The organism is Azospirillum sp. (genome assembly GCF_050789165.1).
The window spans coordinates 1-24,565 of the sequence record NZ_JBOZRT010000080.1 but is presented as its reverse complement, the minus strand read 5'-3'; the positions used below and the strand labels follow the sequence as shown (position 1 = coordinate 24,565).

Genomic DNA, 24,565 nt, shown 5'->3' with positions numbered 1-24,565 from the left:
ACCAGGATGCCCGGACCGATCATCGCGATCACCATGGGCGACGCCGCCGGCGTCGGCCCCGAGATCATCATGAAGAGCTTGGCGCACGCCGACCTGTACAAGCGCTGCCGCCCCCTGGTGATCGGCGACGCCCGTCGGCTGGGGCGGGCGGGGGAGATCGTCGGCACCGCCCTCGTCGTCACGCGCGTGCAGGGGCCGGACGACGCCGGCTTCCGCGCCGGCACGGTGGATTGCGTCGACCTCGACCTGATCCCGGGGGACCTGCCCTGGGGACAGCTGTCCGGCGTGGCGGGGAACGGCGCCTACCGGTTCATCCGGCGGGCGACCGAGCTGGCGATGTCCGGCGCGGTGGACGCCATCTGCACCGCGCCGCTCAACAAGGAGGCGCTGCACGCCGGCGGCCACGCGTACCCCGGCCACACCGAGTTGCTGGCCCACCTGACCGGCACGCCCGAGGTGTCGATGATGCTGACCACGCCGAAGATGCGGGTCATCCACGTGACCACGCACATCGGCCTGATCGACGCCATCAACCGGATCGAGCCGGGTCTGGTCGAGCGCACCATCGCCCGCGGCCACGCCACGCTGGCGAAGGCCGGCATCACCGACCCGCGCATCGCGGTGTGCGGCATCAACCCGCACGCCGGCGAGCACGGCCTGTTCGGCCATGGAGAGGAGGAAACGAAGATCGAGCCCGCCATCGCCGCCTGCCGCGCCAAGGGCTGGAGCGTCGAGGGGCCGTTGCCGGCCGATACGCTGTTCTTCCGCGCCGGGCGCGGCGACTTCGACCTCGTGGTCGCCATGTACCACGACCAGGGGCACGGGCCGGTCAAGGTGCTGGGGCTGGAGGCCGGGGTGAACATCACGGTGGGGTTGCCGGTGATCCGCACCTCGGTGGACCACGGCACCGCCTTCGACATCGCCGGCCGGGGCATCGCCGACGAGCGCAGCATGCTGGAAGCGCTGCGCCAAGCCATCGACCTCGCGCCGAACCGCGGGGAAACGGCGGAGCGGGCGACCTAGGGCGCCGTCTTGACCACCGCTCCGCGGCGCCCCGGGAATGCGCCTTCGCGCGCCTCCTCGGCCCAGGGGCAGGGGTAGGGGTCGGTGCCGAAGGTCCAGGCGCGCGCCAGCGATCCCGCGGCGTTGCGCACCAGGACGCGGGCGTCGTGACCGTCCTTGCCGGCCTGCTGGGCCGCCTGCACGGCGGTGATCAGCGCGCCGGCCCGGCCGCCGGGGCAGGGGCCGTAGACGTTGTGCTCGAACGAGACGTACCAGCCGTCTTCCCGTTCGACGACCACGTAGTGGGCGCGGGACATGTGTCTCTCCTTTGAAGGTTCTTGTCGTTGCCTCTCAGGCGCCGGCCGCGGCGACGCGGGTGCCGCCGCCCCGGCAGACCGTGGCAAGCTGCGCCGCGGTCAGCCCCTGCGCGTCGCGCAGCGTGGCGCCGTACAGCCGCGCCCCCCACAGCGACGCCCCGGCCAGCATGGCGCCGGTCAGGTCGGCCTCGCACAGGTCGGCGTGGTCGAGGTTGGCGCCGCCGAGGTCGGCCTCCGCCAGCCGCGTCCGCTGCAGCCGGGCCGACCACAGCGAGGCGCGCTCCAGGCAGGCCCCGGTCAGCGACGCCTCGGACAGGTCGGCGTGGTCGAGATCGGCCCCGCGCAGGATGCAGCCGTCCAGCCGGGCGTGGCGCAGGTCGGCGCGCCACAGGGCGCGGCCGTGCAGGTCCAGGCCGCGCAGGTCGGCCGGTTTCCCCTCGGTGCCGGCGCTGATCAGCCAGCGCCGGTGCGCGGCCAGGACATGGTCGAGCGCGTGCTGCGAGAGGGCTTCGGGCATCGGGAGGCCTTCCGAATAGCTGTGCCGGCGCGACGAAGCACGGTCGGTACCGCGCGCGGCGCCGGATCATATCGTGCAGAAGCCCTTCCCAGCGATGTGGCGCGGAAACCCCGCCGGGCAAGCGCACGGCGCCCCCGTACCCCCAATGACCGCCCCGGGATCGGGGTGGGCGTGCGCCGTGTGCGCTGCGGGAATTCGGCTTCTGTCCGGATGGTCGCCTCGGATATCCTGGCCCCCGCCGGGCTGGTCCGGCGGGGGCGACGAGGAGAGGCCGCTGCAATGACGGGCACCGGAACGGCCGGTTTCACGGTGCAGAACCGTCAGGCGCTGCTGGAGACCGCGTTCGACACCATGGTGGACGCGATCTCCGGTTTCGACGCCGACCTGCGGCTGGTGCTGTGGAACCGCCATTACAACGACCTGTCGCGCCTGCCGGGCATGATCCGCGCCGGCGCGCGCTTCGAGGACGTCGTGCGCGCCATGGCGGAGCGCGGCGACTTCGGCCCGGTGGACGCCGAGTCCTTCGTCGCCGAACGGGTGGCGGCGGCGCGGCGCAACGAGGCGTTCCGCACCCGATTCACCCTGTGGGGAACCTCCGTCTTCGACATGCAGCACCTGCCGCTGCCGGGCGGCGGGTTCCTGCGGCGCTACGTCGACGTCACCGACGACGCCCGCGCCGAGGAGGCGCAGCGCGCCGTGCTGGAGGCGATGGCGGTGCCGCTGGTGGTGACGCGGGCGACCGACGGCTCGGTGATGCTGGCCAACGGGCCGGCGCTGGAGTTCTTCGGCGTCTCGCGCCGGGAGTCGGAGGACGGCCTGGACGCGGCCGGCTTCTACATCGACCCGTCGGAGCGTCGGCGCATTCTGCAGGCGCTGCGCGACAGCGGCGGCTGCCTGCAGGCGTTCGAGACGCGCATGTACGCCGCCGGGCGGCGCGAGGCGTGGGTGCTGCTGTCGGTCCGCGGCTTCCGCTTCCACGGCGAGGACGCGCTGCTCGCCTGCGTCAGCGACATCTCCGGCCGCAAGCGGACCGAGCGCGAGCTGGCCGACAGCCGCGAGCTGTTCGAGCTGGCGATCCGCGCGGCGCGCGACGGCATCTCGCGCTGGGACCTCGCCACCGGGGAGCTGTGGTTCTCGCCGCAATGGTGGGCGCTGCTCGGCTACCGCGAGGACGAGGCGGTCAACACGCTGGAACGCTGGGCCGAGCTGATCCTGCCCGAGGACCGCGAGCCGTCGCTGCGCCTGGCGCAGGACTTCATCGCCGGCGTCATCGACGAGTGCCAGCTGGTGCAGCGCTTCCGCCACAAGGACGGGCACGTCGTCGTCTTCTACACCCGCGCGGTGAAGGTGACCGACACCGACGGCACGCCGCTGCGCCTCGTCGGATCGCACACCGACATCACCGAGCGTATCCGCGCCGAGGAGGCGGTGCGCGCCGCCAAGGAGCAGGCCGAGCGCGCGTTGGACGAGCTGAAGCAGGCGCAGGCCCACCTGATCCAGTCGGAGAAGATGGCGGCGCTCGGCTCGCTGGTGGCGGGTGTGGCGCACGAGATCAACACCCCCGTCGGCATCGCGCTGACCGGCGCCTCGCTGCTGGCCGAGCGCACCGCCGAGGTCCGCGCTGCGCTGGAGGCCGGCCGGCTGCGCAAGGCCGACCTCGCCGAGTACCTGGACACGGCGGCGGAGGCCAGCCAGCTGATGATGCTGAACGTCGACCGCGCCGCGCAGCTGATCCAGAGCTTCAAGCAGATGGCCGTCGACCAGGCCAGCGAGGAGCGCCGCGCCTTCAACCTGCGCGACTACATCCACGAGGTGCTGCGCAGCCTCGGCGTCCGCCTGAAGCGCGCCGCGCACCACGTCGAGGTGACGTGCCCGGAGGATCTGGAACTCGACAGCTATCCGGGGGCGTTGAGCCAACTGCTGACCAATCTGGTGATGAACTCGCTGGCCCACGCCTACGGCCCCGGCGAGCGCGGCCACCTCCGGATCGCCGCGCGCAGCCTGGACGCGGAGCGGGTGGAGCTGGTTTACGGTGACGACGGCCGCGGCATCCCGGACGACCTGCACGCCCGCGTCTTCGAGCCGTTCTTCACCACCAGCCGCGGCAACGGCGGCAGCGGGCTGGGACTCAACATCGTCTACAACATCGCCACACGGACCCTGAAGGGCCGCATCGGTCTGGACAGCGCGCCGGGACGCGGCGCGGTGTTCACGATCACGTTCCCGAAGGTGGTGGGGTAGCTGTCACCCCTCTCCCCTTGCGCGAGAGGGGTTTCGCTTCACTTCTTCGCAGGTCCTGGCGCCACCAGCACCGGCGGCCGTGGCGCGGCGGCGGGCGTCTCGACCGCACCGTCGCGCGCCTGCCGGTAGTACAGCAGGTTCCGCTGCACCTCCGGCTCGCCCAGGTCCAGGCGGCCCATGCGGGCGGCGTCCTCGTCGCGGCCGGCCAGACCGTACGCCAGCGCGAGGTTCTGGCGCTGCAGCGCGCTGGCGGTCGGCACGCGCGCCAGCGGTTCCAGGATTCGGATCGCCTCCGCCGCGTTGCCGGCCAGCAGGTGCGAGAAGCCCAGGTTGTTCAGCGTCGTCCGGTCGTCCGGCGCCAGCGCCAGGGCGGTGCGGAACTGCTCCTGCGCGCCCTTGTGGTCGCCCGCCATGTCCTTGGCCACGCCCAGGCCGTTGAGCGCACGGCGATCCTTGGGGTCGGAGGCCAGCACGGCGGCGTACTGGCGCGCCGCCTCCTCCGGCTGGTCGAGTGCCAGCAGCGCTCGGCCGTAGCCGCGCAGCGCCGCGGCGTTGCCGGAGTCCTGCGTCAGCGCCTGCCGCCAGACGTCCAGCGCCTCGCGCGGGGTGCCCTGGTCGATCAGCACGTCGCCCAGGCCCAGCAGCGGCTCGATCCGCGCGCCGTCAGCGGCGTGGGCGCGGCGGTAGAGCGTGGCGGCGGTGTAGAGGTCGCCCTGGCCGCGCGTGGTGTCGGCAAGCCGCATCAGCGCCTCGTAGCTGGCGCTGTTGGCGGCCCCGGTCCCGGTCGTGTCCTTCGTCGTCTGGCAACCGGCAAGCATCAGCGCCAGTGTCGCCACCAAAACGTGTGCAGAGCGTGTGGTCGAGCCCACGGTTCCAGAAATTCCCAAGGTGTTCGTCGGCGCAGCTTCGTCGGTCACGGTTAAGATATCTTAAACACTTCCGTCCCTAACGTGTTTGGTCCCTTCCGGTGGCCTCACGGACTGTAACCCCGTCCCATGACAACGACGCTCGTTCAAACCCAACCCGACGATGCCGCCCGCAAGGACAGGGTCTCGCCGAGCCAGATGTACCATGAGATCGCGCGGATCATCGAACGGATGCACCGCCGGTACCTCGACGTGCTGCGCATCGAACTGGGCCGCATCGGAATCGACGACATCAGTCCGGTGCAGGTCATGATGCTGCTGAACATCTCGTCCGGCGAGATCAGCGTGCGCGACCTGATCGAGCGCGGCTACTACCTCGGCTCCAACGCCTCGTACAACCTGAAGCAGCTGGTCGACCAGGGCTATGTCGACCGCGCCGCCTCGCCGCGCGACAAGCGGGCCGCCCGGCTCAAGCTGTCGGCGCGCGGGACCGAGCTGTGCGAGCAGCTGCGCCGCATGTCGACGCTGCACGCCGACGCGTTGATCCGCGCCGACGGCGACATGCAGGACTTCGAGGTCACCTACAAGACCCTGCGCCGCCTGGAGCGCAAGTGGACCGACGTCATCCGTTCCGACGAGAGCGAACTTCTCTAGACCAAGACCACACTTCCCGTGGGGCCCCGCATGGTTCGCAGAGTCTGGTGGCTGGGCCTGACGTGTCTGCTCGTCCTGCTGGCGCTTCCGGCGTTGGCCGACCCGGCGCCGCGGGTGCGGCTGGTCTTCGCCACCGACGCCAACCCGCCGCGCGTCATGGGCGAGGGCACCGCCATCGACTGGGAGAAGCCGGGCCTGACGCCGGAGCTGCTGCGCCTCGTCGCCGTGCGCGCCGGCGTCGCCTTCACCTTCGAGCGCGTGCCGTGGAAGCGCGGGCTCTTCCTGGTCGAGACCGGCGAGGCCGACGGCCTGTTCCAGGCTAGCCATCTGCCCGACCGTATGGGCGTCATGGCCTTTCCCATGAAGGCGGGGCGGCCGGACCCGGCCCGCGCGCTCATGGAGCAGCGCTACGTCCTCTACAAGCGTTCCGGGAGCCCGGTGGCGTGGGACGGCGCCCGGCTGACCGGGACCGACGGGCCGGTCGGCGCCATCTCCAGCTATTCCGTGGTGGACGAACTCGCCCGCCTCGGCATCCCGGTGGATGAGGCCAAGACGCAGGAACACAACCTCGACAAGCTCGTCGGCGGACGCATCGCCGCCTACGCCGGGCTGGAGGCGATGACCGACGCGCTGATCGCCGCCCACCCGGACAAGTACGGCCGGCTGGTCAAGGTGATGCCGCCGCTGGTCTCCAAGCCCTATTACCTGGTGTTCTCGCGGGCCTTCTACAGCGAGCACCGCGACGTGGCGGAGCGGATCTGGGACGCCATCGCGGAGGTCAACGCCTCCGACGCGTTCGCGGCGATCGTCCGCCGCTATGCGGACTGACGCCGCATGGACGCCCCCCTCGCCAGCCCCGAACCGCACACGCCCAGGCGCATCGCGCCCGCGTTGCGCTCGCCCATCGCCATCCGGCTGATCCGCGTCACCTTCGGCCTGTACGTGCTGGTGGCGGCGCTGATCGCCGGCGCCCAGATCGCCGAGGAGTATTTGGGCACCCTCCACGAGATGGAGCGCGAGCTGACCGTCTACGCCGGCGGCTTCGAGAACGGTCTGGGCAGCGCGCTGTGGGCGCTCGACACCGAGGAGCTCCAGTCCATCGTCGCCGGCATGACGCGCATTCCCGGCATCGCCGGCGTCAAGGTGGTGGACCACCGGCGGTCCCGCACCTTCGCGGTGTCCGGCGCGGTGCAGGACGGCAACGGCACGCCGCTCTGGTACGGCCGCGACGGCCAGCCGGCGCCGCCGCCGGACCCGCGCGCGTTCACCGGCCTGTTCGGGCAGGAGCACGCCGTCCAGCACACCCACGCCATGGGGACGGCGCTGGTCGGCTACGTCACCATCTACAGCAACTCCCACGCGGTGTTCGACCGCGTCTGGGTGCCCATCGCCTTCATGCTGGGCGGTGCCGTGGTGAAGACGGTGGCGCTGTGGCTGATCTTCGTCTTCGTCGCCCGCCGCCTGCTGGTGCAGCCGCTGGCCCGCCTGACCGAGGCGGTGGAGCAGATGGACCCGCGCACCGGCCACGGCCCGCCGGTCGTCCCACCGTCCGACCGCAAGGACGAGCTGACCGAGCTGGCGCAGGCCTTCGCCGACCTGGTGCGCCGCCTGCGCGCCGAGACCGAGGCGCGCAACTGGCTGGAGGCCGGGCTGGAGGCGGAGGTGCGCCGCCGCACCGAGGAGGCCGACGCCGCCCGCCGCGCCGCCGAACGCGCGCTGGCCGAGCTGGGCGAGACCCAGGCCCATCTGGTGCAGGCGGAAAAGATGGCCTCGCTCGCCACCCTGGTGGCCGGCGTGGCGCACGAGATCAACACGCCGGTCGGCATCGTGGTCACCGCCTCCTCGCACCTGATCGACGAGGCCCGCCGCATGGAGCTGCGCGCCCGCGAGGGCAGCCTGCGCCGCGCCGACCTCGACGCCTTCCTCAACGCCGTGACCGAGGCGGGCAGCATCGTGCTGTCCAACGGCCGCCGCGCCGCGCAGCTGGTGCAGAGCTTCAAGCGAGTCGCCGTGGACGAGGCCAGCGAGGAGCGCCGCACCTTCCTGCTGGACGACTATGTGCGCGACGTGCTGGCGACTCTCGGTCCCCGGCTCAGCCGCACGCCGATCGCCGTCGAGATCGACATCCCGCCGGACCTCGACCTCGACAGCTACCCCGGCGCGCTGGCGCAGGTGCTGACCAACCTGCTGCTGAACGCGCTGCTGCACGCGTTCCCCGACGGCAGCCGCGGCCGTATCGTCCTCGCCGCCCGCCGGGACGAGCTGGACACGGTGGAGCTGACGATCTCCGACGACGGCTGCGGCATCGCGCCGGACCTGCTGCCGCGGATCTTCGACCCGTTCGTCACCACGCGGCGCAGCGCCGGCGGCAGCGGCCTGGGCCTGCACGTCGCCTTCAACCGGGTGACGCTGACGCTGGGCGGCAGCATCGCCGTGGACAGCGGCCTGGGTCGCGGCACCACCTTCACCCTGCGCCTGCCCCGCGTCGCGCCGGCGCCTCTGCACCCGGAGCCGGAAGGCGTGCGGTAGCTCCGCACGCCGGAGCCCTTAGCGAGGGCGGAGCGTGCGATGCTGGATTCCAACAAGAACGCTGGTGGGCGATCCTTATGGGCGTGGCTGATGTCGTCGGGCTGGTCGGGGTCGTGGCCTATTTGTCGGCCTATGGCCTGTTGCAGCTCGGGAAACTGAAGGTCGAGGATGGTCGCTATGCGGCGCTGAATGGCGCGGGCGCCCTGGCTATTCTCTATTCGCTGATATTCGATTTCAATCTTCCATCGTTCATCACGCAGTCCGCTTGGTTGGTCTTCACCGCCGTCGGCTACATGCGCTCACGCACTGGGCGATCGCCGCGGTGACGTATGAACGCTTCGGTGGCCCGCGTGGACGGATCGCGTCGCTTGTGGCCCGGGAAGGCCACGGTATCCCGCGCGCCCCGCGCATAACCGATTGCCCAGCTTGGTTTTGACACATATTATTGGTATTCCGTATTATCCGGGCTGTTAGCCCGCGCATCGAGGGTTTCTGACGGTTTGGACTGGATGCGCTCTTTGACACGCTGGCTTCCGGCGTGTGCGGTCGTGTTTGCCCTGGCGGCGCTCGCTCTGCTTGTGCGCGGTGGCGAGCCGGAGGCGGCGGGCCGGCCGCGGGTGGTCGGCGTGCTGACCAACGCGGCGGTGGCGCTGCCCGCCTACGAGGGCTTCCGCGCCGGCCTCGCCGAAATGGGCGGGCCGCCGGTGTCCTTCCTGTACGGCGGCGTCGTTCCCGGGGATGCCGCGCTGGCCGCCGAGGCGCGCCGGCTGGTGGCGGGCGGCGCCGACCTGATCCTGACGCTGACCACCCGGGCGGCGCAGGCGGCGCTGGAGGCCGGGCGGGAGCGTGGCGTGCCGGTGGTCTTCGCGCCGGCCAGCAACCCGCTGCAGACCGGGCTGGCGCAATCGCTGCGTTACCCCGGCGGCAACGCCACCGGCGTAACCTTCGGCCGGCAGGAGGCGCGGCGCCTGGAATGGCTGCTGCGGCTGGTTCCGGACCTCGAGTCCGTCTACATCCCCTACACGCGCGATGATCCCAGTCCGCTCGCCAGCCTGCCGGTGCTGCGGGAGGCCGCGAAGACCCTCGGCGTGTCGCTGGCGGAGGAGGTGGTGGACGGCTGGGAGGCCCTGCGGGCGGCGCTGGCGCGGTTGCCGGCGGGGACGCGGGCCATCCTGGTGCCGGCCGACCCGGGCATCGCCTCGCATTCCCGCGAACTTGCCGCCTTCGCCATGGAGCACGGCGTCGCGCTGTCCATGCCGCACCGCGAGGGGGTGGAGCAGGGGGCGCTGATGTCCTACGGCTTCAACCTGCACGGCGTCGGCCGGCAGGCGGCCCGGCAGGCGCTGCTGGTGCTGTCCGGCGTGCCGCCGGCCGAGATCCCGGTGGAACTGGCGGAGTTCTCGCTGTCCGTCAATTTGGAGGCGGCGCACCGCATCGGCCTGGACGTGTCGCCGCTGCTGCTGCGCCAAGCCTACGTGGTGGCGCCGTGAGCGGGGCGGTGCGGGCCCTGGCCGCCGGGCCGCGGCGCAGCATCCGCACCCGGCTGATCGCCGCCTTCTTCGGGCTGGCGCTCGGGCCGCTGTTGCTGCTCGCGCTGTTCCTGCTGCCCTACAGCGTCTACACGCGCCTCGACGCCTCGCTGCTGCGCCAGGACGAGGCGGCGCGCCGCGTCACCCAGGACGTCGCCGCGCTGTTCGGCGAGGCCGAAAGCGCCCTGCGCGCCGCGCTGGGCGAGGTGCAGGCGTACCGGTTGCGCGGCCTTCCGCTGCTGCTGCGCCTGGACGCGCTGATCGCCGAGGAGCACCGCTTCGCCGCGGTGTCTCTGGTGGACGGCCTGGGCGTGGAGACCGCGCGGGCCGAGTATGACGTCGTGGTCGCTCCCGCCGACCGCCGCGACCTGTATGGGCTGGAGCCGGTCGCGCGGGCGCTGCGGACCGGCGTCACCGCCTACGGTCCGGCCGAGTTCGACGCGGAGACTGGCGAGCCGACCATGCTCGTCGTGTTGCCGGCTCCCAGCCCGGACCGTCGGGGAATCGAGGGGGCGCTGGTCGGCCGCCTGCGCCTGAAGCCGATCTGGCATGTGGTGGGGCACGCCTGGGCGGCGCAGGGGCTGGACGCCTACATCGTCGATTCCGCCGGCCGGGTGATCGCGCACCGCAACCCGTCGGTGGTGCTGGGCGGCCGGCGTGTCGTGCTGCCGCTGCCCGACGGCCTGACGCGCGGCCTGGACGGCGGTCTGGTGGCGCGCGCGTCGGCGGTGCGCACGCTGGGCGGCGAGCCGCTCACCACGGTGGTCGAGGTGCCGGCGGCGGAAGCGCTGGAGCCGACGCTGCGGCTGCTCGGCGTTCTCCTGGTGCTGCTGCTGGGGGGTGTGGCGGTGGCCGCGCTGCTGATGCGCCGGGCGCGGCGTGGCATCACCCGGCCGTTGCGCGCGCTGGTCGAGACGGTGCAGGCCGTCACCGCCGGCGACCTGACCCGCACCGCAGAGGCCCGGCGCAACGACGAGATCGGCGACCTCGCCCGCGCCTTCAACGAGATGACCGCCCGCCTGCGCGCCCTGATCGACGAGCAACGCAGCCTCAACGAGGACCTCGAGGTCCGCGTCGCCCGCCGCACCGCCGAACTCGCGGCCAGCGAGAGCCGGCTGCGCGCCATCATGGACACGGTGCTGGAAGGCATCGTCGTCACCGATGAGCGCGGCGTCATCTGCGCCTTCAACCCGGCGGCCGAGCGGATCTTCGGCATGACGGCGGCGCAGGCGATCGGCAGCGAGCTGGCCATCCTGATGGGGCCGGAGGACGCCGCAGCGCACCGCAACGCGCTGGAGCGCTATGCCCACGACGGCCACTCGCAGGTGATCGGCCGCTCGCGCGAGGTGGTCGGGCGGCGCCCGGACGGCACCGCCTTCCCGCTGGAGATCGCGGTGGCCGAGCTGGAGACCGACGTGGGCCGGCTGTTCATCGGCGCGCTGCGCGACATCAGCGCCCGCAAGGCGATCGAGCGCCAGCTGATCGCCGCCCGCGACGACGCCGAGCAGGCGAACCGCGCCAAGACCGAGTTCCTGAGCAGCATGAGCCACGAACTGCGCACGCCGCTCAACGCCATCCTCGGCTTCGCGCAGCTGCTGGAGATGGACGCGGGCCGTGCCGGCTCGCCCAAGCAGGCGGAGTACGTGCAGTTCATCCTGCGTGCCGGCCGGCACCTGCTGGCGCTGATCGAGGATGTGCTCGACCTCGCCAAGATCGAGGCCGGGCGGATCGAGCTGGCGGTCGAGCCGGTGGCGCTCGCCGATGTGATCGAGGAGGCGATGGGCATCGTCGGGCCGACCGCCGACTCCGCCGCCGTGGACCTGGTCGACGAGGCCGGCGCCGGCGCCCCGGTGGTGAGGGGCGACCGCCGGCGGATCTGCCAGGCGCTGGTCAACCTGCTGTCCAACGCGGTGAAGTACAACCGCCCCGGCGGCCGGGCGACGGTGGCCGTGGACGTTTCCGATCCGGCGCGGCCGCGCCTGCTGGTCAGCGACACCGGCCGCGGCATCCCGGAGGACCGTCTGGGTGAGCTGTTCGAGCCATTCAACCGCCTGAACGCCGAGCGCAGCGCCATCGAAGGCACCGGCATCGGGTTGGCGATCACCAAGCGGATGATCGAGGCGATGGGCGGCGAGGTCGGCGTCTCCAGCACCGAGGGCGTCGGCTCAACCTTCTGGATCGTGCTCCCCGGCGTGCCCTGAGCGCCGGTTGCCCGGCGCGTCGTTCCCCGCCACAATGGTGCCGGATCAGCAGGGAGACCCGAATGCCCGCCGTCGTCGTCCGCCCCTCGTGCGCCGAGGACATCGACGCCATACAGGCCATCTACGCGCACCATGTCCTGCACGGCCTCGCCTCGTTCGAGGAGGTGCCGCCCGACGCCGCCGAGCTGGCGAGGCGCCGCGAGGCAATCCTGGCTCAGGGCCTGCCATACCTCGCCGCGGACATCGACGGGCGGCTCGTCGGCTACGCCTACGCCAGCCTGTACCGGGCGCGCTCCGCCTACCGCTACACGCTGGAGGACTCGGTGTACGTGGACGATGGCTGCCGCGGCCTGGGCGTCGGCCGGGCGCTGCTGACCCGGCTGGTGGCGGAGTGCGAGCGCTGGGGCGCCCGGCAGCTGGTGGCGGTGATCGGCGACAGCGGCAACGCCGGTTCCATCGGCCTGCACGCCGCCTTGGGATTCGCGCACGCCGGGTTGCTGCCGGCGGTCGGCTTCAAGCACGGCCGCTGGGTGGACAGCGTGCTGATGCAGCGGCCGCTGGGCGAGGGGGACCGCACGCTGCCGTGAGGCCCCCCTCGCCGGGGCGACGCCTCACCAGGGCACGTCGCGCCGGTCGATGAACAGCGGGGCGTAGCTGGTGCCGCCGTTGATCGGCGCCAGATACTCCTGGATCTCGGCCGTGGTCACGCCGGTCAGCACCACCGACACCGGCGGCGCGCCGTCGGGCGTGTGCAGGAAGTCCTCGTAGACGAAGCGCGTGTCGCGCCCGCCGTTCACCGCGGTGACGCTGGTGATGCTCAGGTAGTCGGTGCGGTACAGCCGGTCCTCGCCGAGCTGGAAGTCGTCCACCGTGACGGTGCAGCCGGGCGTGGTGACGCCGTTGACCATGAAGATGTCGCGGCCGCCGCCCCCCACCATGGTGTCGTTGCCGCTGTAGTACAGCAGCAGATCGTCGCCGGCGCCGCCCAGCAGCCGGTCGTTGCCGGTGCCGCCGTCCAGGTGGTCGTTGCCCGCCCCGCCGGCCAGCGTGTCGTTGCCGGCCCCACCGTTGATGACGTTGTTGCCGCTGTTGCCGGTCAGGACGTTGTTGAGTCCGTTGCCGGTGATGGAGCCGTTGGCCGACGCCCCCTTCTCCTGCAGCGTCACGTTCTCGATGTTGGCGCCCAGCGTCCAGGAGTACTTGGCGATCACCGTGTCGTTGCCCTGGCCGGCCAGCTCGATGATCGTGTCCTCCGGCCCGTTGGCGTAGTACACGTCGTTGCCCCAGCCCCCATACAGCGTGTCCGGCGCGGAGTCGTCGCCGGGATACAGGGTGTCGTTGCCGTTGCCGCCGTAGATCACGTCGGAATTGTTGTTTCCGCCCAGAACGTCGTTGCCGTCGTAGCCGTAGATCGTGTTGTTGCCGGCCGGCGCCCAGATCGTGTTGTTCCCGTGGTTGCCGCGCAGGATGGCCATGACCGACTCTCCAGTGTGCTGTGATGCCGCGTTGGTGGCGGCGTTCACGTAGACTAGCAACGGGAGGTCGATAAGATGGCAGCGTTAAAAGGTTGTAGAGCCTGGGCGGAGGGCTTACTCCACCATAACTGGCTGTGTCTCACGGAAATCACAACACGAAATGCAAAAAACACAAAAGGCCGCGCGGGTGCGCGGCCTTTGTTCCGTTCGGCGACCGGCGAAGGGTCGCGGAAAGCCTTACTTGATCTTGCTTTCCTTGAACTGGACGTGCTTGCGGGCCACCGGGTCGTACTTGTTGAACGACAGCTTCTCGGTGGTCTTCTTCGGGTTCTTCTTCTTGACGTAGAAGAAGCCGGTGTCGGCCGTGCTCACCAGCTTGATGAGGACCGTGTTCTGCTTGGCCATGATCGCAAATCCTGACAAAAATCCCGTGACCCGCCGGCCCGGCAGGACGGCGACTGAGAGCGCGAAGATACGCAGATCCGCCGGGATGTCAAGCATGCCAACGCTTTTTCCCCATCCGTCATGGCCGGGCCCAGACCCTCCCATCCATGCCGCTGCGGACGGTTGGCGCATGGCCGTGGATGCCCGGGTCAAGCCCGGGCATGACGATCAAAAGGAAGGATGATGGAAGCGGGCGGGAGGCCTCAGCGCTCCGCCACCGCCGACGAGGTGGCCAGCGCCACAGCGCGCTGGTAGAGCTGCGGTTCGGCCAGCAGGCGCTTGGCGACATCGACGTCCAGCTCGGCGCCGTGCTCCTTCCAGGGGCAGGCTTCGCGCAGGCGGGTCAGCGCCGTCTCGTCGTTGGAGGCCTGGGCGCGCCAGCCGGCCAGCTGCACCGCGTGCGGCCGGGCGCCGCCGCTGCGCAATTCCTCCACCAGCGAGTCGGCGGCGCGGCCGTCCACGCTGGTGCACACCATGGGCTGGACGCCCTGGCGGTGCAGGGAATAGCCGGCCGGGGTGTAGATGCGGCTCCAGGTCAGGAACAGCTCGCCGTCGTTGGGCAGGCGGGTGACCGTCTGAACGCTGCCCTTGCCGTAGGAGGCGGAGCCGACGACCACCGCCCGCCCGCTGTCCTGCAGTGCCGCGGCGACCACCTCGGCCGAGCTGGCCGTGCGGGCGTCCACCAGCACCACCAGCGGCAGGCCGTCGGCGACGTCGTCGGGCGCCGCCTCGAAGCGCTGGCGGCTGTCGGGGTGGCGGCCCTCGGTGGTGATGATGCGGCCGCGGCGGATGAACAGGTCGGCCACCGCCACGGCCTGGTCGAGCAGCCCGCCGGGGTTGCCGCGCAGGTCGAGCACGATGCCGTGCGCCGCCGGCCCCAGAGCGGCACGGGCGTTCAGCACCGCCTCGCGCAGGTTGGCGACGGTGCCGGCGTTGAAGCGCTCCACCTTGATGAGGGCGGCGTGGGCGGTGACGGTGCTGGCCACCGTGTTGGGGATCACCCGCTCGCGGCGGACCGGCAGGCGCCGCGGGCTTTGCCCGTCCCGCCCGACGGTGAGCAGCACCAGCGTGCCGGTCGGGCCGCGCAGGCGCTCCGCCACGGCTGACTCGTCGGCACCGGCCGCGGCGCCGTCCACCGCCAGCAGCACGTCGCCGGGACGGATGCCGGCGCGCTCGGACGGCCCATGCGATTCGCTGACCAGCAGGCGGTCGCCCGAGGACCTCAGCGCCAGCCCGACCCCGCCATAGCCCTCGCGCTGCGCGCGCTCGCCGGTGGCGCGCTGCGCACCGGTGTAGCGGGAGAAGCCGTCCAAGCCGCCGACCACCGCGTCGAAGACCGTCTGGTAGATCCGCTCCGCCGGCGCGGCGCGCAGCGCGACCGAGTGCAGGCGGGCGCGTTCCACCGCGCGGACGGTCAGGTTGGCCCAGCCGGCGGCGTCGCCGGGCTTCGGCGCCGGCGCCTCGAAAGCGGAAGCGCCGGAGACGTACAGGCGTACGCTGTCCTTGTCGCGAACGACGCTGATGCCCGGATCGATCGTCGCGAGCGCCTTCAGCCCGTCGGTGCCAAGCTGGCGCAGGTCGACCGGTTGCAGGTAGGCCTCGGCGATGCGGCTGTAACCCACGGAAAAGACTTGTTCACTGATCAGGGCGGGCGCCTCGGCGGCGGCCGGGGCGGCGATGGCCTGCTTCGGCGCGTCGCCGGTGCAGCCGACCGCGAAGGCCAGGGCGGCGAGGGGGACGGCCAAGTGCCGCCGCAGCGATGCTGATCCGCGATGCCCGATACCCATGACGGCCGAACGCGCCTCCGCCCGTACGCCGGACCGCACGTACGGCGGGCGACGCGCCCGCACCGGTCCGACACACTTCGATGGAGGTATGGAATAGCACTTCCGCGAGGGCGTCGTGTTGCGCAATTTTTGAGTCGGCAGTGCCTCGTGCCCTAATTCCCACGTGATGTGGCGCGCCCGCCACGCTGTTTCGAATGAGCCTTGCGAAGGGCGGATTTGCGTCCTTCGGAGGGTGTGTTGCCGGAGCGCCACAGCAAGTCGGCGCCCTCGCGGTCGAGCAGGGCGAACAGCGTGCTGCCGGTCAGCGGGTCGGTCTCCTTCACCGCCACCTTCACCGGCGCGCCCAGGCGGTACACCCGACCCCAGCGTTCGCCGACCAGGGCGTGCTCGTGTTCCCGGTGCTCGTACGTGTCGTCGGGCAGCGTGCTGGCCGGCACCAACCCGTCGGCGCCGCTCTCGTCCAGGCGGACAAACAGGCCGAAGCGGGTGACGCCGGTGATCCTCCCGCTGAACGTCGCCCCGACGTGCGCCGACAGGAAGGACGCGGTGTAGCGGTCGATGGCGTCGCGCTCGGCCGCGGCGGCGCGGCGCTCGGTAACGGAGATGTGCTCGGCGATGTCGGCCATAGCCGCCATCGCCGCGTCGTCCAGCACGCCGACGCCCAGCCGGTGTGCGCGGATCAGCGCCCGGTGCACCACGAGGTCGGCGTAGCGGCGGATCGGCGAGGTGAAATGGGCGTAGCGGCGCAGAGCCAGTCCGAAATGGCCCAGGTTGTCCGGCGCATACACCGCCTGCGCCTGTGAGCGCAGCACCACCTCGCTGACCAGCTGCGCCTCCGGCGTTCCCTGGGCCTTCTTCAGGATGCGGGTGAAGTGTCCTGGGGTGAGGACCTGCCCCTTGGCGAGGCTGTAGCCGATGCCCTCCAGGAACTCGCGCAGCGCTTCCAGCTTGTCGGGGGCGGGCTGGTCGTGGACGCGGTACATGACGGGCATGCCGGCCGCCTCCAGGCTCTCCGCCGCGGCGACGTTGGCGCAGATCATGAACTCCTCGATCAGCCGATGGCTGTCCAGGCGCTCGCGCGGAGAGATCTCCGCGACCCGGCCGAATTCGTCCAGCCGTACGCGCCGCTCCGGCAGGTCGAGGTCGAGCGTGCCGCGCTTTTCGCGGGCGGCCCACAGGCAGGCGTACGCGGCGTACAGGGGGGCGATGGCGCCGGCCAGCAGGGGCTCGGTCGTGTCGTCCGGCCGGCCGTCGCGGGCGGCCTGCACCTGCTCGTAGGTCAGGCGGGCGGCGGAGCGCATCAGGCCGCGCGCGAAGCGGTGCCGGCGCAGGCCACCATCCGCCCCGATCCACAGGTGGGCGGCGAGGCAGCCGCGGTCCTCGTGGGGCCTGAGGGAGCACAGGTCGTTGGACAGCGCCTCCGGCAGCATCGGCACGACGCGGTCGGGGAAGTAGCAGGAATTGCCGCGCTCGAACGCCGCGCGGTCCAGCGCGGTACCGGGGCGGACGTAGTAGGCGACGTCGGCGATGGCGACGATCAGGTGCCAGCCGCCCGGGTTGGCCGGATCGTTGTCCGGCTCGGCGAACACCGCGTCGTCGAAGTCGCGGGCGTCGGCGCCGTCGATGGTGACCAGGGGAACGGCGCGCAGATCCTCGCGGTCGCCCAACGGCGGAACCTTGGCGCGCTCCGCCTCGCGCTCGGCGGCGTGCGGGAAGAGTGTGGGCAGGCCGTGCGTGTGGATGGCGATCAGGCTGACGGACCGCGGCTCGGCGGTCGGGCCGATCACCTCCACCACCCGGCCCTGCGCGAGGCCGAGGCGGGTGGCCGGCAGCACGTCCACCAGCACCAGGTCGCCTTCCGCCGCGCCGGCGGCGTTGGCGGGCAGAACCAGCAGCTCGGCCTTGTTGCGGCGGTCGGTGGGGACGACACGGCCGCCGTCGGGGCCCAGGCGGTAGACGCCGAGGATCCGTCCGGTGGTGCCCTCCAGCCGGCGGATGGTGCGCGCCTCGTACAGGCGGTCGTTCAGGCGGGAGAGCTTGGCCAGCACGCGGTCGCCCTGGGCGAGCGCCGGGTGGCCCTTCTTCTCCGGCATCATGAAGATGCGCGGCGGGGCGTCCTCGCCGTTCCAGGTGAGGGGGCGGGCCAGCACCTCGCCGTCGGGATCGGCGCCGGTGACCTCCAAGACCGCTACCTCCGGCAGGCTCTGCGGCGGCGCCATGCGCCGGCCGCGCCCGCGCTCGACGGCGCCGTCGGCTTCCAACTCCTTCAGCAGGTCCTTGAGCCGCTCGCGGTCGGCGCTGCCGCCCAGCTTGAAGGCGCGGGCGATCTCCCGCTTGCCGACCGGCACGCTGCTCTGGCGGATGAAGGCGAGGACGGTGTCCTTGGTGGGGAAGGGGGGCAACGGGCGGTCCGGCGGTGGGGAGAGATCAGCGGTAAGTAAAGCCAACCCGCGCGGATTCCAACCCGCCACCGGCATCCCATGCCGTCATGGCCGGGCTTGTCCCGGCCATCCACGGACCCAAACCTGTGTGGACGTTCAAGAGCGTGGATGCCCGGGACAAGCCCGGGCATGACGGTACAGAGGACGATCGAGGTTGCCGGAGAACCACGCTACCGGTCCTTGAACACCCGCATGAACCGTGCCGCCCGCGCCATCCGGCGCGCCTCGCGGCCGATGCTGCGGTCACCCTCGCGTTCGAGGCTGCCGACCAGCCGGCCCTGGGCGTCGCGGATGATGATTCCCTCGTCGCGCGGCACGGTGAGGTCGGCGAGCAGCTCGGCCCGGCGGTTGTGGGCGGACAGGACGATGGTGGCGATCGACGCGGCGATCAGACTGGCAAGCAGGCGCATGGCGGCCTCCATGGGGTGATGGATTCCGCGAGCGTGCCCGAGCGGCCGGCCCGATTCTGTGGCTCAGCTCACAGGAACCGGCTGGCCGTCGCGCAACGCCTCGTAGGCGGCCTGGACGGTCTCGGCACCGTACTTGCGCTCCAGCCGGCGCACGGTGAAGTGGCCGCGGGCCACGTCCTGGAAATGGTCGATGAAGGCGAGGTTGACCAGCGCCCCGCCGGCCGCGCCGATGATCGGCACCGCCTGCATGGCGAACTTCTGCCCGACGGTGACGCCGAAGCGCGCGGCGATGCCGCCCAGGAAGCGCACCACCACCGGCGCCCCCTCGGCGACGAAGCCGCGCTCGGCGATCACCTGGGCGGCCTGCGCCATGGTGCGGGCCAGCGCGCCGCGCACGGCGAAATAGCCGGCGTCCATGGAGTCGTCGCTCTCCGTCCGGCCGCCCAGCGCGAAGACCTGCAGGCAGGCCAGCGCGGCCTCCGGGCTGTGCAGGTCCTCGCCCTCGCAGCGCGCGATGTCGGCGATGGAGCGCAGCATGATGGTGGTGGAGACCGGCAGCTCGATGGCCAGAGCCGGCAGGCCGAACAGCCCGCCCATGGCGCCCGACAGTCCGACCGCCGACTTGTGCAGCTTATCGGCCGGGCCGCCGGTCTGGCCGCGCATGGTGGCGAGCGCGACCTTCAGCGCCTTCTCCAGCGCGGTGCTGGTGGCCTTGGTGATGACGGCCTTGGCCTTCTCCGGCAGCACGCCGCCGAGCATCTCCACCGGCGCTCCCACCATCGAGGCGAGGCGGGCGGCGAGGCTCGGGTTCTCCAGGCGCTGCACGGCGACGCGCAGCTCTTCCAGATCGTCCACGGCGATGGTCATCGGGCCCCCAGTGCTGGGGTGCAGGACCGGTGGGGGATCCTCGCGACGGACGGCTTTACCACAGAGACACAGAGGCACAGAGAAACACGGAGAGTCCCATCCTCTGTGTCTCTGTGTCTCTGTGGTTCACCGCCGTCATGGCGAGGTTTGCCCTCTTACGCCTGCACCTGCTTCTTGGCCGGCGCCTTCGGCTTGTCGGTGTTGGCGGCGGCCTTCTTCGTGGTCGACGCCTTGGCGGCGGTCTTGGTTCCCGCCTTCGCCTTCGCGGGCGCCTTGGGAGCCGCCTTCTTCTCCTCCGCCGGAGCCTCGGCCTCGGCGGGGGCCTTACCCTTCTTGGCGGCGTCCTTGGCCTCCTTGGCGGCCAGCAGCTCCAGTCCCTGCGCCAGCGTCAGCGTCGCCGCGTCGGTCCCCTTGGGGATCGAGGCGTAGAGCGAGGCGTGTTTGACGTACGGGCCGAAGCGGCCGGAGCCGGTGGTCACCGGCTTGCCGGTCTTCGGGTGGTTGCCCAGCGCCACCGCCGGCGTGCTCGCCTTCTTCGCCGCCTCGCCCAGCAGGTCGACCGCGCGGTTCATGCCGACGGTCAGCACGTCGTCGTCGGCGGTGAGCGACTTGTACATGGTGCCGTGCTTCAGGTACGGGCCGAAGCGGCCGATGCCCGCCTGGATCTCCTGCCCGGTCTCCGGGTGGTTGCCCACCACGCGCGGCAGCGCCAGCAGGGCCAGCGCCGTTTCCAGGTCGATGTCAGCCGGCGCCATGCCGCGCGGCAGCGACACGCGCTTCGGCTTCGGCGTGTCGTCCTTCTTGGCCTTCGGCTTCTTGCCCGTCTTGGCCTTTTCCTCCTCGGCCAGCCGCTTCTCCTCGGCCTGCTTCTCCTCATGGCCGCGCGGCGGCCCGAGCTGGACATAGACGCCGTAGGGGCCGCGGCGGACGGTGACCGGCATCCCGGTCTCCGGATCGTCGCCGAGGTCGCGCGGGCCCTCCGCCTCCTGCCCGTCGTCGTTGGCGACGGCCAGCGGCCGGGTGTAGCGGCACTCGGGGTAGTTGTTGCAGCCGATGAAGGCGCCGTTCTTGCCGAGTTTCAGGCCCAGGCGCCCCTTGCCGCACTGCGGGCAGACCCGCGGGTCCGTCCCGCCGTTGCCGGATCCGGCCGGGAAGAAGTGCTGCCCCAGTTCCTCGTCAAGCGCGGTCAGCACCTGGGTGATGGTCAGGTCCTTGGTGCCCTCGACGGCGCCCGAGAACGCCTTCCAGAACTCGCGCAGCACCGTCTTCCAGTCGATCCGCCCGCCGGACACCTCGTCCAGCTGGTTCTCCAGATCGGCGGTGAAGTTGTACTCGACGTACCGGTTGAAGAAGTTCTTCAGGAACGCGGTGACCAGCCGGCCGCGGTCGGACGGTTCGAACCGGCGCTTGTCCAGGCGCACGTACTCGCGGTCCTGGAGGACCTGGAGGATGGACGCGTAGGTGGAGGGGCGGCCGATGCCCAGCTCCTCCAGCTTCTTCACCAGGCTCGCCTCGGTGTAGCGCGGCGGCGGCTGGGTGAAGTGCTGGGCGGGCTCGATGGGGCCGCGGGTCAGCGGGTCGCGCTCGGCCATGGCGGGCAGGCGGCGGTCCTGATCGTCGTCCGCGCCATCGTCCTTGTCCTCCTGGTAGACGCGCATGAAGCCGTCGAACACCAGGATCGAGCCGGAGGCGCGCAGAACCACGTCCTTCGTCGTCGACGCCACGTCCACCGAGACCTGATCCAGCACCGCGCTTTCCATCTGCGAGGCCAGCGTGCGCTTCCAGATCAGCTCGTAAAGCCGCAGCTCGTCCTTCTCCAGGTAGGCGGAGACCACCTCGGGGCGGCGGAACAGGTCGGTCGGGCGGATCGCCTCGTGCGCCTCCTGGGCGTTCTTGGCGGCGGTCTTGTAGACGCGCGGACTCGCCGGCACGTACTTCTCGCCCCAATGCTCGCCGATCAGGCGGCGCGAAGCCTCGATGGCCTCCTGCGACAGCGTCACGCCGTCGGTACGCATGTAGGTGATGAGGCCGACCGTCTCGCCGCCGATGTCCACACCCTCGTACAGCTTCTGCGCGAGGCGCATGGTGCGCGTCGCCCCGAAGCCCAGCTTGCGCGAGGCCTCCTGCTGCAGGGTCGAGGTGGTGAACGGCGCGTACGGGTTGCGGCGGACCTGCCGGCGCTCGACCGAAGAGACGGTGTAGCTGGCCGCCGCCTTGATCTTGACGACCGCCTTGTCGGCCGCGTCCTTGTTGGGCAGGCCGAACTTGTCGAGCTTCTTGCCGTCGAGGTGCGTCAGCGACGCGTTGAAGGCGGCGCCGGCCGGCGTGGTGAAGCCGACGTCGATGCTCCAGTATTCCTGCGGGCGGAAGGCCTCGATCTCCGCCTCGCGCTCGCAGACCAGCCGCAGCGCGACCGACTGCACGCGGCCGGCGGACTTGGAGCCCGGCAGCTTGCGCCACAGCACCGGCGACAGCGTGAAGCCCACCAGATAGTCCAGCGCGCGGCGCGCCAGATAGGCGTCGACCAGCTCGCGGCTCACGTCGCGCGGCGCCTTGAGGGCGGCCTGCACGGCGTTCTTGGTGATCTCGTTGAAGGTGATGCGCTGCACCTCGACCTTGTCGGACAGGCGCTTTTCCTTCAGCAGCTCCGACAGGTGCCAGGCAATGGCCTCTCCCTCGCGATCCGGGTCGGTGGCGAGGTAGACGCGCTTAGCGCCCTTGACCGCCTTGGCGATCTCGTCGATGTGGCGCTTGGAGCGGTCGCCCAGCTCCCACTCCATGGCGAAGTCCTCGTCCGGCCGCACCGAGCCGTCGCGCGCGGGAAGATCGCGCACGTGCCCGAAGCTGGCCAGGACGGTGAAGTCGTCGCCCAGGTACTTGTTGATGGTCTTCGCCTTGGCCGGCGACTCGACGATGACGACGTTGCTGCCCGTCAAGAGCCCCTCGCCCCGATGCTGCCTCGTGTGGAACCGGCTGTCAGATCAGCGCGATCTGGTTGCCCGGCAGGCGCTGCACGCGGCCGGCCAGTTCGAGTTCCAGCACGACGGTCAGCACCACCGGTGCGGACAATTGGCACCCGCGGACCAGTTCGTCAATGGCGACGGGGGAGGGGGAGAGGTTTTCGATAACAATGCCGCGTGCCTTATCGACCTCCGACTCCTTGGGAATCGCCGGTGCGGACGGGGCGAACAAGTCCGGCTGCCGTTCGCGCAGCAGTGGGGCCTTGAGGTGCTGGAAGACGCGCAGCACGTCGTCCACCGTCTCCACCAGGGTGGCGCCCTGGCGCAGCAGGTTGTTGGTGCCCTGGCAGCGCGGGTCGGCCGGCGAACCCGGCACGGCGAACACCTCGCGTCCCTGCTCCAGCGCCATGCGGGCGGTGATCAGCGAGCCGGACTTCATCGCCGCCTCCACCACCAGCACGCCGAGCGACAGCCCGGAGATGATGCGGTTGCGCCGCGGGAAATGGCGCGCCTGCGGCTGGGTGCCGATCGAGCTTTCCGCAACCACCGCGCCCTGCGCCACGATGTCGCGGTAGAGGCCCTGGTTCTCCTCCGGGTACACCACGTCCACCCCGCCGGCCATCACCGCGATGGTGCCCGAGCCCAGGGAACCTTTGTGCGCCGCCGTGTCGATGCCGCGCGCCAGCCCGGAGGCGACCAGCAGCCCGGCCTCGCCCAGCTGGCGGGCGATGGACTCGGCGAACTTCTTGCCGTTCAGCGAGGCGTTGCGGGCACCGACCAGGGCCACCGCGCGCCGCTTCAGCAGATGGGCATGCCCGCGCACGGAGATCACCGGCGGCGCGTCGTCGATGGCGGCCAGCGGTTCGGGGTAGTCGGGCTCGCACGCGCACAGCAGCCGGGCGCCGAGCTTGGCGTTGGCGGCGAGTTCGCGCTCGGCCTCGGCCTTGGCGGGGATCGTCAGCGGTTTGGCCCGGCCGCCGCGCCGCGCGAGGTCCGGCAGCACGTCGAGCGCCTTCTTCGCCGAGCCGTACTGCTCCAGCAGCCGGTGGAAGGTGACGGGCCCGACGTTCTCGGTGCGGATGAGGCGGAGCCAGTCGATCCGTTCGGCGTCGGTGAGCGGGCGGCGCGGTTGTGTCATGCGCCTCAATTGTACAATCCAGAAGGCGTTGGCGACAACACGCAATCGCATGTTGGTGATCTTGGCGATTCTCTCTCCCGCCCCGGGAGAGGGAGGGGCCCGTCCGCAGGGCGGGAGGGTGAGGGCAAGTTCAAGGATCCTTGCGCCACCCTCACCTGGCGCCTTTGGCGCCACCCTCTCCCGGGGCGGGAGAGGGTTCCAGCAGCGCGTCGATTCGTTCCCGCAACGCCATCAACGCTTTCCGATCCGCGTCCTCCAGCGCCGCCGCGTCCAGCCTCCCCAATTGCTTCGCGCACCGTTGCGCCGTCGCCACCGCGCGCACCCGCAGCGGCGGCATCTCGCGCCGCTTCGCCCGCACCGCGCGGACGGTGAGCGCGCCGGCCTTCGCCTCCTCCCACAGCACCAACTGCGCCTCCGGGTCGCGGACCCGCGCGATTTCCACCAGCAGCGAACGGGTGACCGCCTTGCGCACCGCCGGGTACTCCGCCTTGATGGCATCCGGCAGCGTGTTCAGGCTCAGCGCGTCGGCCACCCAGGTGCGGCTCTTGCCGACCAGCGCGGCAATGGCGGCGCGGCTGCGGCCATCGTCCTCCAGGCGCTTCAGCGCCTCGGCCAGCTCCAGCGCGTCGAGGGGGTCGCGTTGCAGGTTCTCGACCAGCGACAGCACGGCCGGCGCGCCGGTGGGAAGCAGGCGCGCCGGGACGGTGCTCTGGCGGATCGCCTGCACCGCGCGCAGGCGCCGCAGGCCGGCCAGCAACTCGTAGCGGCCGTCGGGTAGCGGGCGGACGAGCACCGGCTGCAGCAACCCATGCTCGCCGATGGAGCGGACCAGGGCGTCCACGCCTTCCGGGTCGATGCGGCGGCGGGCCAGGGTGTCGGGTAGGGCGATGGCCGCGACCGGAAGCATCACGGCGTCGGACAGGGAAACGGGCTGGGGCATGGCGCACGGGCTCCTGGCGCCCGCCCGGGGAGGACGCACGGCGGCGGGGAAGGGGTGGTGTGGGGGTGCGCGGGCGCACTCCGCCCGTTGCGGAGCCCAGATTCGCAAATCATAGGAATATTGTCAAGATCGCGCCGGCGGGCGCAACGCTCAGGGCAATCGCTTGAAGATCGGGCTTGTAGGATTCCCTTTCGGTGCGGTGTGTGATTCCTAGGAACCTCCTCAGTGCTGGAGGTTGCGATGGAGG

21 protein-coding genes are annotated in these 24,565 nt (G+C 71.3%); 9 read left to right on the top strand and 12 right to left on the bottom strand.

Annotated features, from left to right (window positions below; translation table 11 throughout):
- Positions 1-6 precede the first annotated feature (6 nt).
- Positions 7-1,023, top strand: a complete 1,017-nt coding sequence (pdxA, locus tag ACRWK7_RS17110; RefSeq protein WP_431857474.1) for a 4-hydroxythreonine-4-phosphate dehydrogenase PdxA — start codon at positions 7-9, stop codon at positions 1,021-1,023.
- Here the strand turns inward: pdxA and ACRWK7_RS17105 are convergent.
- Together ACRWK7_RS17105 and ACRWK7_RS17100 are read right to left on the bottom strand one after the other, a co-directional pair.
- Positions 1,020-1,319, bottom strand: a complete 300-nt coding sequence (locus ACRWK7_RS17105; RefSeq protein WP_431857473.1) for a hypothetical protein — start codon at positions 1,317-1,319, stop codon at positions 1,020-1,022. The two genes, pdxA and ACRWK7_RS17105, sit on opposite strands and share 4 nt — an antisense overlap.
- Before the next feature lie 34 nt (positions 1,320-1,353).
- Positions 1,354-1,836 carry a pentapeptide repeat-containing protein gene (locus ACRWK7_RS17100; RefSeq protein WP_431857472.1) on the bottom strand — a complete coding sequence of 161 codons (483 nt, stop codon included), beginning with the start codon at positions 1,834-1,836 and terminating at the stop codon, positions 1,354-1,356.
- Positions 1,837-2,115: 279 nt separating this feature from the next.
- Here ACRWK7_RS17100 and ACRWK7_RS17095 point away from each other — a divergent pair, with 279 nt between their 5' ends.
- Positions 2,116-4,077, top strand: a complete 1,962-nt coding sequence (locus ACRWK7_RS17095) for a PAS-domain containing protein (protein WP_431857471.1) — start codon at positions 2,116-2,118, stop codon at positions 4,075-4,077.
- A gap of 38 nt (positions 4,078-4,115) precedes the next feature.
- On the opposite strand, the gene ACRWK7_RS17090 is transcribed toward ACRWK7_RS17095, so the two are convergent.
- A complete protein-coding gene (locus ACRWK7_RS17090) occupies positions 4,116-4,895 on the bottom strand; it encodes a tetratricopeptide repeat protein (RefSeq protein ID WP_431857470.1) in 780 nt (259 codons plus the stop codon).
- A 177-nt stretch (positions 4,896-5,072) separates the two neighbouring features.
- Here ACRWK7_RS17090 and ACRWK7_RS17085 point away from each other — a divergent pair, with 177 nt between their 5' ends.
- The 7 genes from ACRWK7_RS17085 to ACRWK7_RS17055 all read left to right on the top strand — a co-directional run bounded on the left by ACRWK7_RS17085 (position 5,073) and on the right by ACRWK7_RS17055 (position 12,443).
- Positions 5,073-5,597 carry a MarR family transcriptional regulator gene (locus ACRWK7_RS17085; protein ID WP_431857469.1) on the top strand — a complete coding sequence of 175 codons (525 nt, stop codon included), beginning with the start codon at positions 5,073-5,075 and terminating at the stop codon, positions 5,595-5,597.
- A 30-nt stretch (positions 5,598-5,627) separates the two neighbouring features.
- The gene (locus ACRWK7_RS17080; protein ID WP_431857468.1) at positions 5,628-6,425 is read left to right on the top strand and encodes a substrate-binding periplasmic protein; all 798 of its coding nucleotides are present in this window, start codon (positions 5,628-5,630) and stop codon (positions 6,423-6,425) included.
- A gap of 6 nt (positions 6,426-6,431) precedes the next feature.
- The gene (locus tag ACRWK7_RS17075; protein WP_431857467.1) at positions 6,432-8,126 is read left to right on the top strand and encodes a sensor histidine kinase; all 1,695 of its coding nucleotides are present in this window, start codon (positions 6,432-6,434) and stop codon (positions 8,124-8,126) included.
- A gap of 83 nt (positions 8,127-8,209) precedes the next feature.
- Complete coding sequence (locus ACRWK7_RS17070; RefSeq protein ID WP_431857466.1) at positions 8,210-8,452, top strand: CBU_0592 family membrane protein; 243 nt, start codon at positions 8,210-8,212, stop codon at positions 8,450-8,452.
- A gap of 222 nt (positions 8,453-8,674) precedes the next feature.
- Positions 8,675-9,616 (top strand): ABC transporter substrate-binding protein, encoded by a 942-nt coding sequence (locus ACRWK7_RS17065; RefSeq protein WP_431857465.1) that lies wholly within the window; start codon positions 8,675-8,677, stop codon positions 9,614-9,616.
- A gap of 8 nt (positions 9,617-9,624) precedes the next feature.
- Positions 9,625-11,856: an ATP-binding protein gene (locus tag ACRWK7_RS17060; RefSeq protein ID WP_431857464.1), complete on the top strand. Its 2,232-nt coding sequence runs from the start codon at positions 9,625-9,627 to the stop codon at positions 11,854-11,856.
- A 62-nt stretch (positions 11,857-11,918) separates the two neighbouring features.
- Positions 11,919-12,443, top strand: a complete 525-nt coding sequence (locus tag ACRWK7_RS17055) for an N-acetyltransferase family protein (RefSeq protein WP_431857463.1) — start codon at positions 11,919-11,921, stop codon at positions 12,441-12,443.
- 24 nt (positions 12,444-12,467) lie between these two features.
- Here the strand turns inward: ACRWK7_RS17055 and ACRWK7_RS17050 are convergent, their stop codons facing one another.
- The 9 genes from ACRWK7_RS17050 to ACRWK7_RS17010 form a co-directional block, all read right to left on the bottom strand.
- Positions 12,468-13,331 carry a calcium-binding protein gene (locus ACRWK7_RS17050; protein WP_431857462.1) on the bottom strand — a complete coding sequence of 288 codons (864 nt, stop codon included), beginning with the start codon at positions 13,329-13,331 and terminating at the stop codon, positions 12,468-12,470.
- A gap of 237 nt (positions 13,332-13,568) precedes the next feature.
- Complete coding sequence (rpmG, locus tag ACRWK7_RS17045) at positions 13,569-13,736, bottom strand: 50S ribosomal protein L33 (protein ID WP_109118211.1); 168 nt, start codon at positions 13,734-13,736, stop codon at positions 13,569-13,571.
- A gap of 242 nt (positions 13,737-13,978) precedes the next feature.
- A complete protein-coding gene (locus ACRWK7_RS17040) occupies positions 13,979-15,520 on the bottom strand; it encodes a S41 family peptidase (protein ID WP_431857461.1) in 1,542 nt (513 codons plus the stop codon).
- Positions 15,521-15,714: 194 nt separating this feature from the next.
- A complete protein-coding gene (rnr, locus tag ACRWK7_RS17035; RefSeq protein WP_431857460.1) occupies positions 15,715-17,964 on the bottom strand; it encodes a ribonuclease R in 2,250 nt (749 codons plus the stop codon).
- A gap of 209 nt (positions 17,965-18,173) precedes the next feature.
- Positions 18,174-18,413, bottom strand: a complete 240-nt coding sequence (locus ACRWK7_RS17030) for a hypothetical protein (protein WP_431857459.1) — start codon at positions 18,411-18,413, stop codon at positions 18,174-18,176.
- 63 nt (positions 18,414-18,476) lie between these two features.
- Positions 18,477-19,280 (bottom strand): EcsC family protein, encoded by an 804-nt coding sequence (locus ACRWK7_RS17025; protein ID WP_431857458.1) that lies wholly within the window; start codon positions 19,278-19,280, stop codon positions 18,477-18,479.
- Between the two features lie 155 nt (positions 19,281-19,435).
- Positions 19,436-22,216 carry a type I DNA topoisomerase gene (gene topA / locus ACRWK7_RS17020; RefSeq protein WP_431857457.1) on the bottom strand — a complete coding sequence of 927 codons (2,781 nt, stop codon included), beginning with the start codon at positions 22,214-22,216 and terminating at the stop codon, positions 19,436-19,438.
- Between the two features lie 40 nt (positions 22,217-22,256).
- Complete coding sequence (gene dprA, locus ACRWK7_RS17015) at positions 22,257-23,378, bottom strand: DNA-processing protein DprA (protein ID WP_431857456.1); 1,122 nt, start codon at positions 23,376-23,378, stop codon at positions 22,257-22,259.
- A gap of 151 nt (positions 23,379-23,529) precedes the next feature.
- Positions 23,530-24,318 (bottom strand): ParB/RepB/Spo0J family partition protein, encoded by a 789-nt coding sequence (locus ACRWK7_RS17010; RefSeq protein ID WP_431857455.1) that lies wholly within the window; start codon positions 24,316-24,318, stop codon positions 23,530-23,532.
- Positions 24,319-24,565 lie beyond the last annotated feature (247 nt).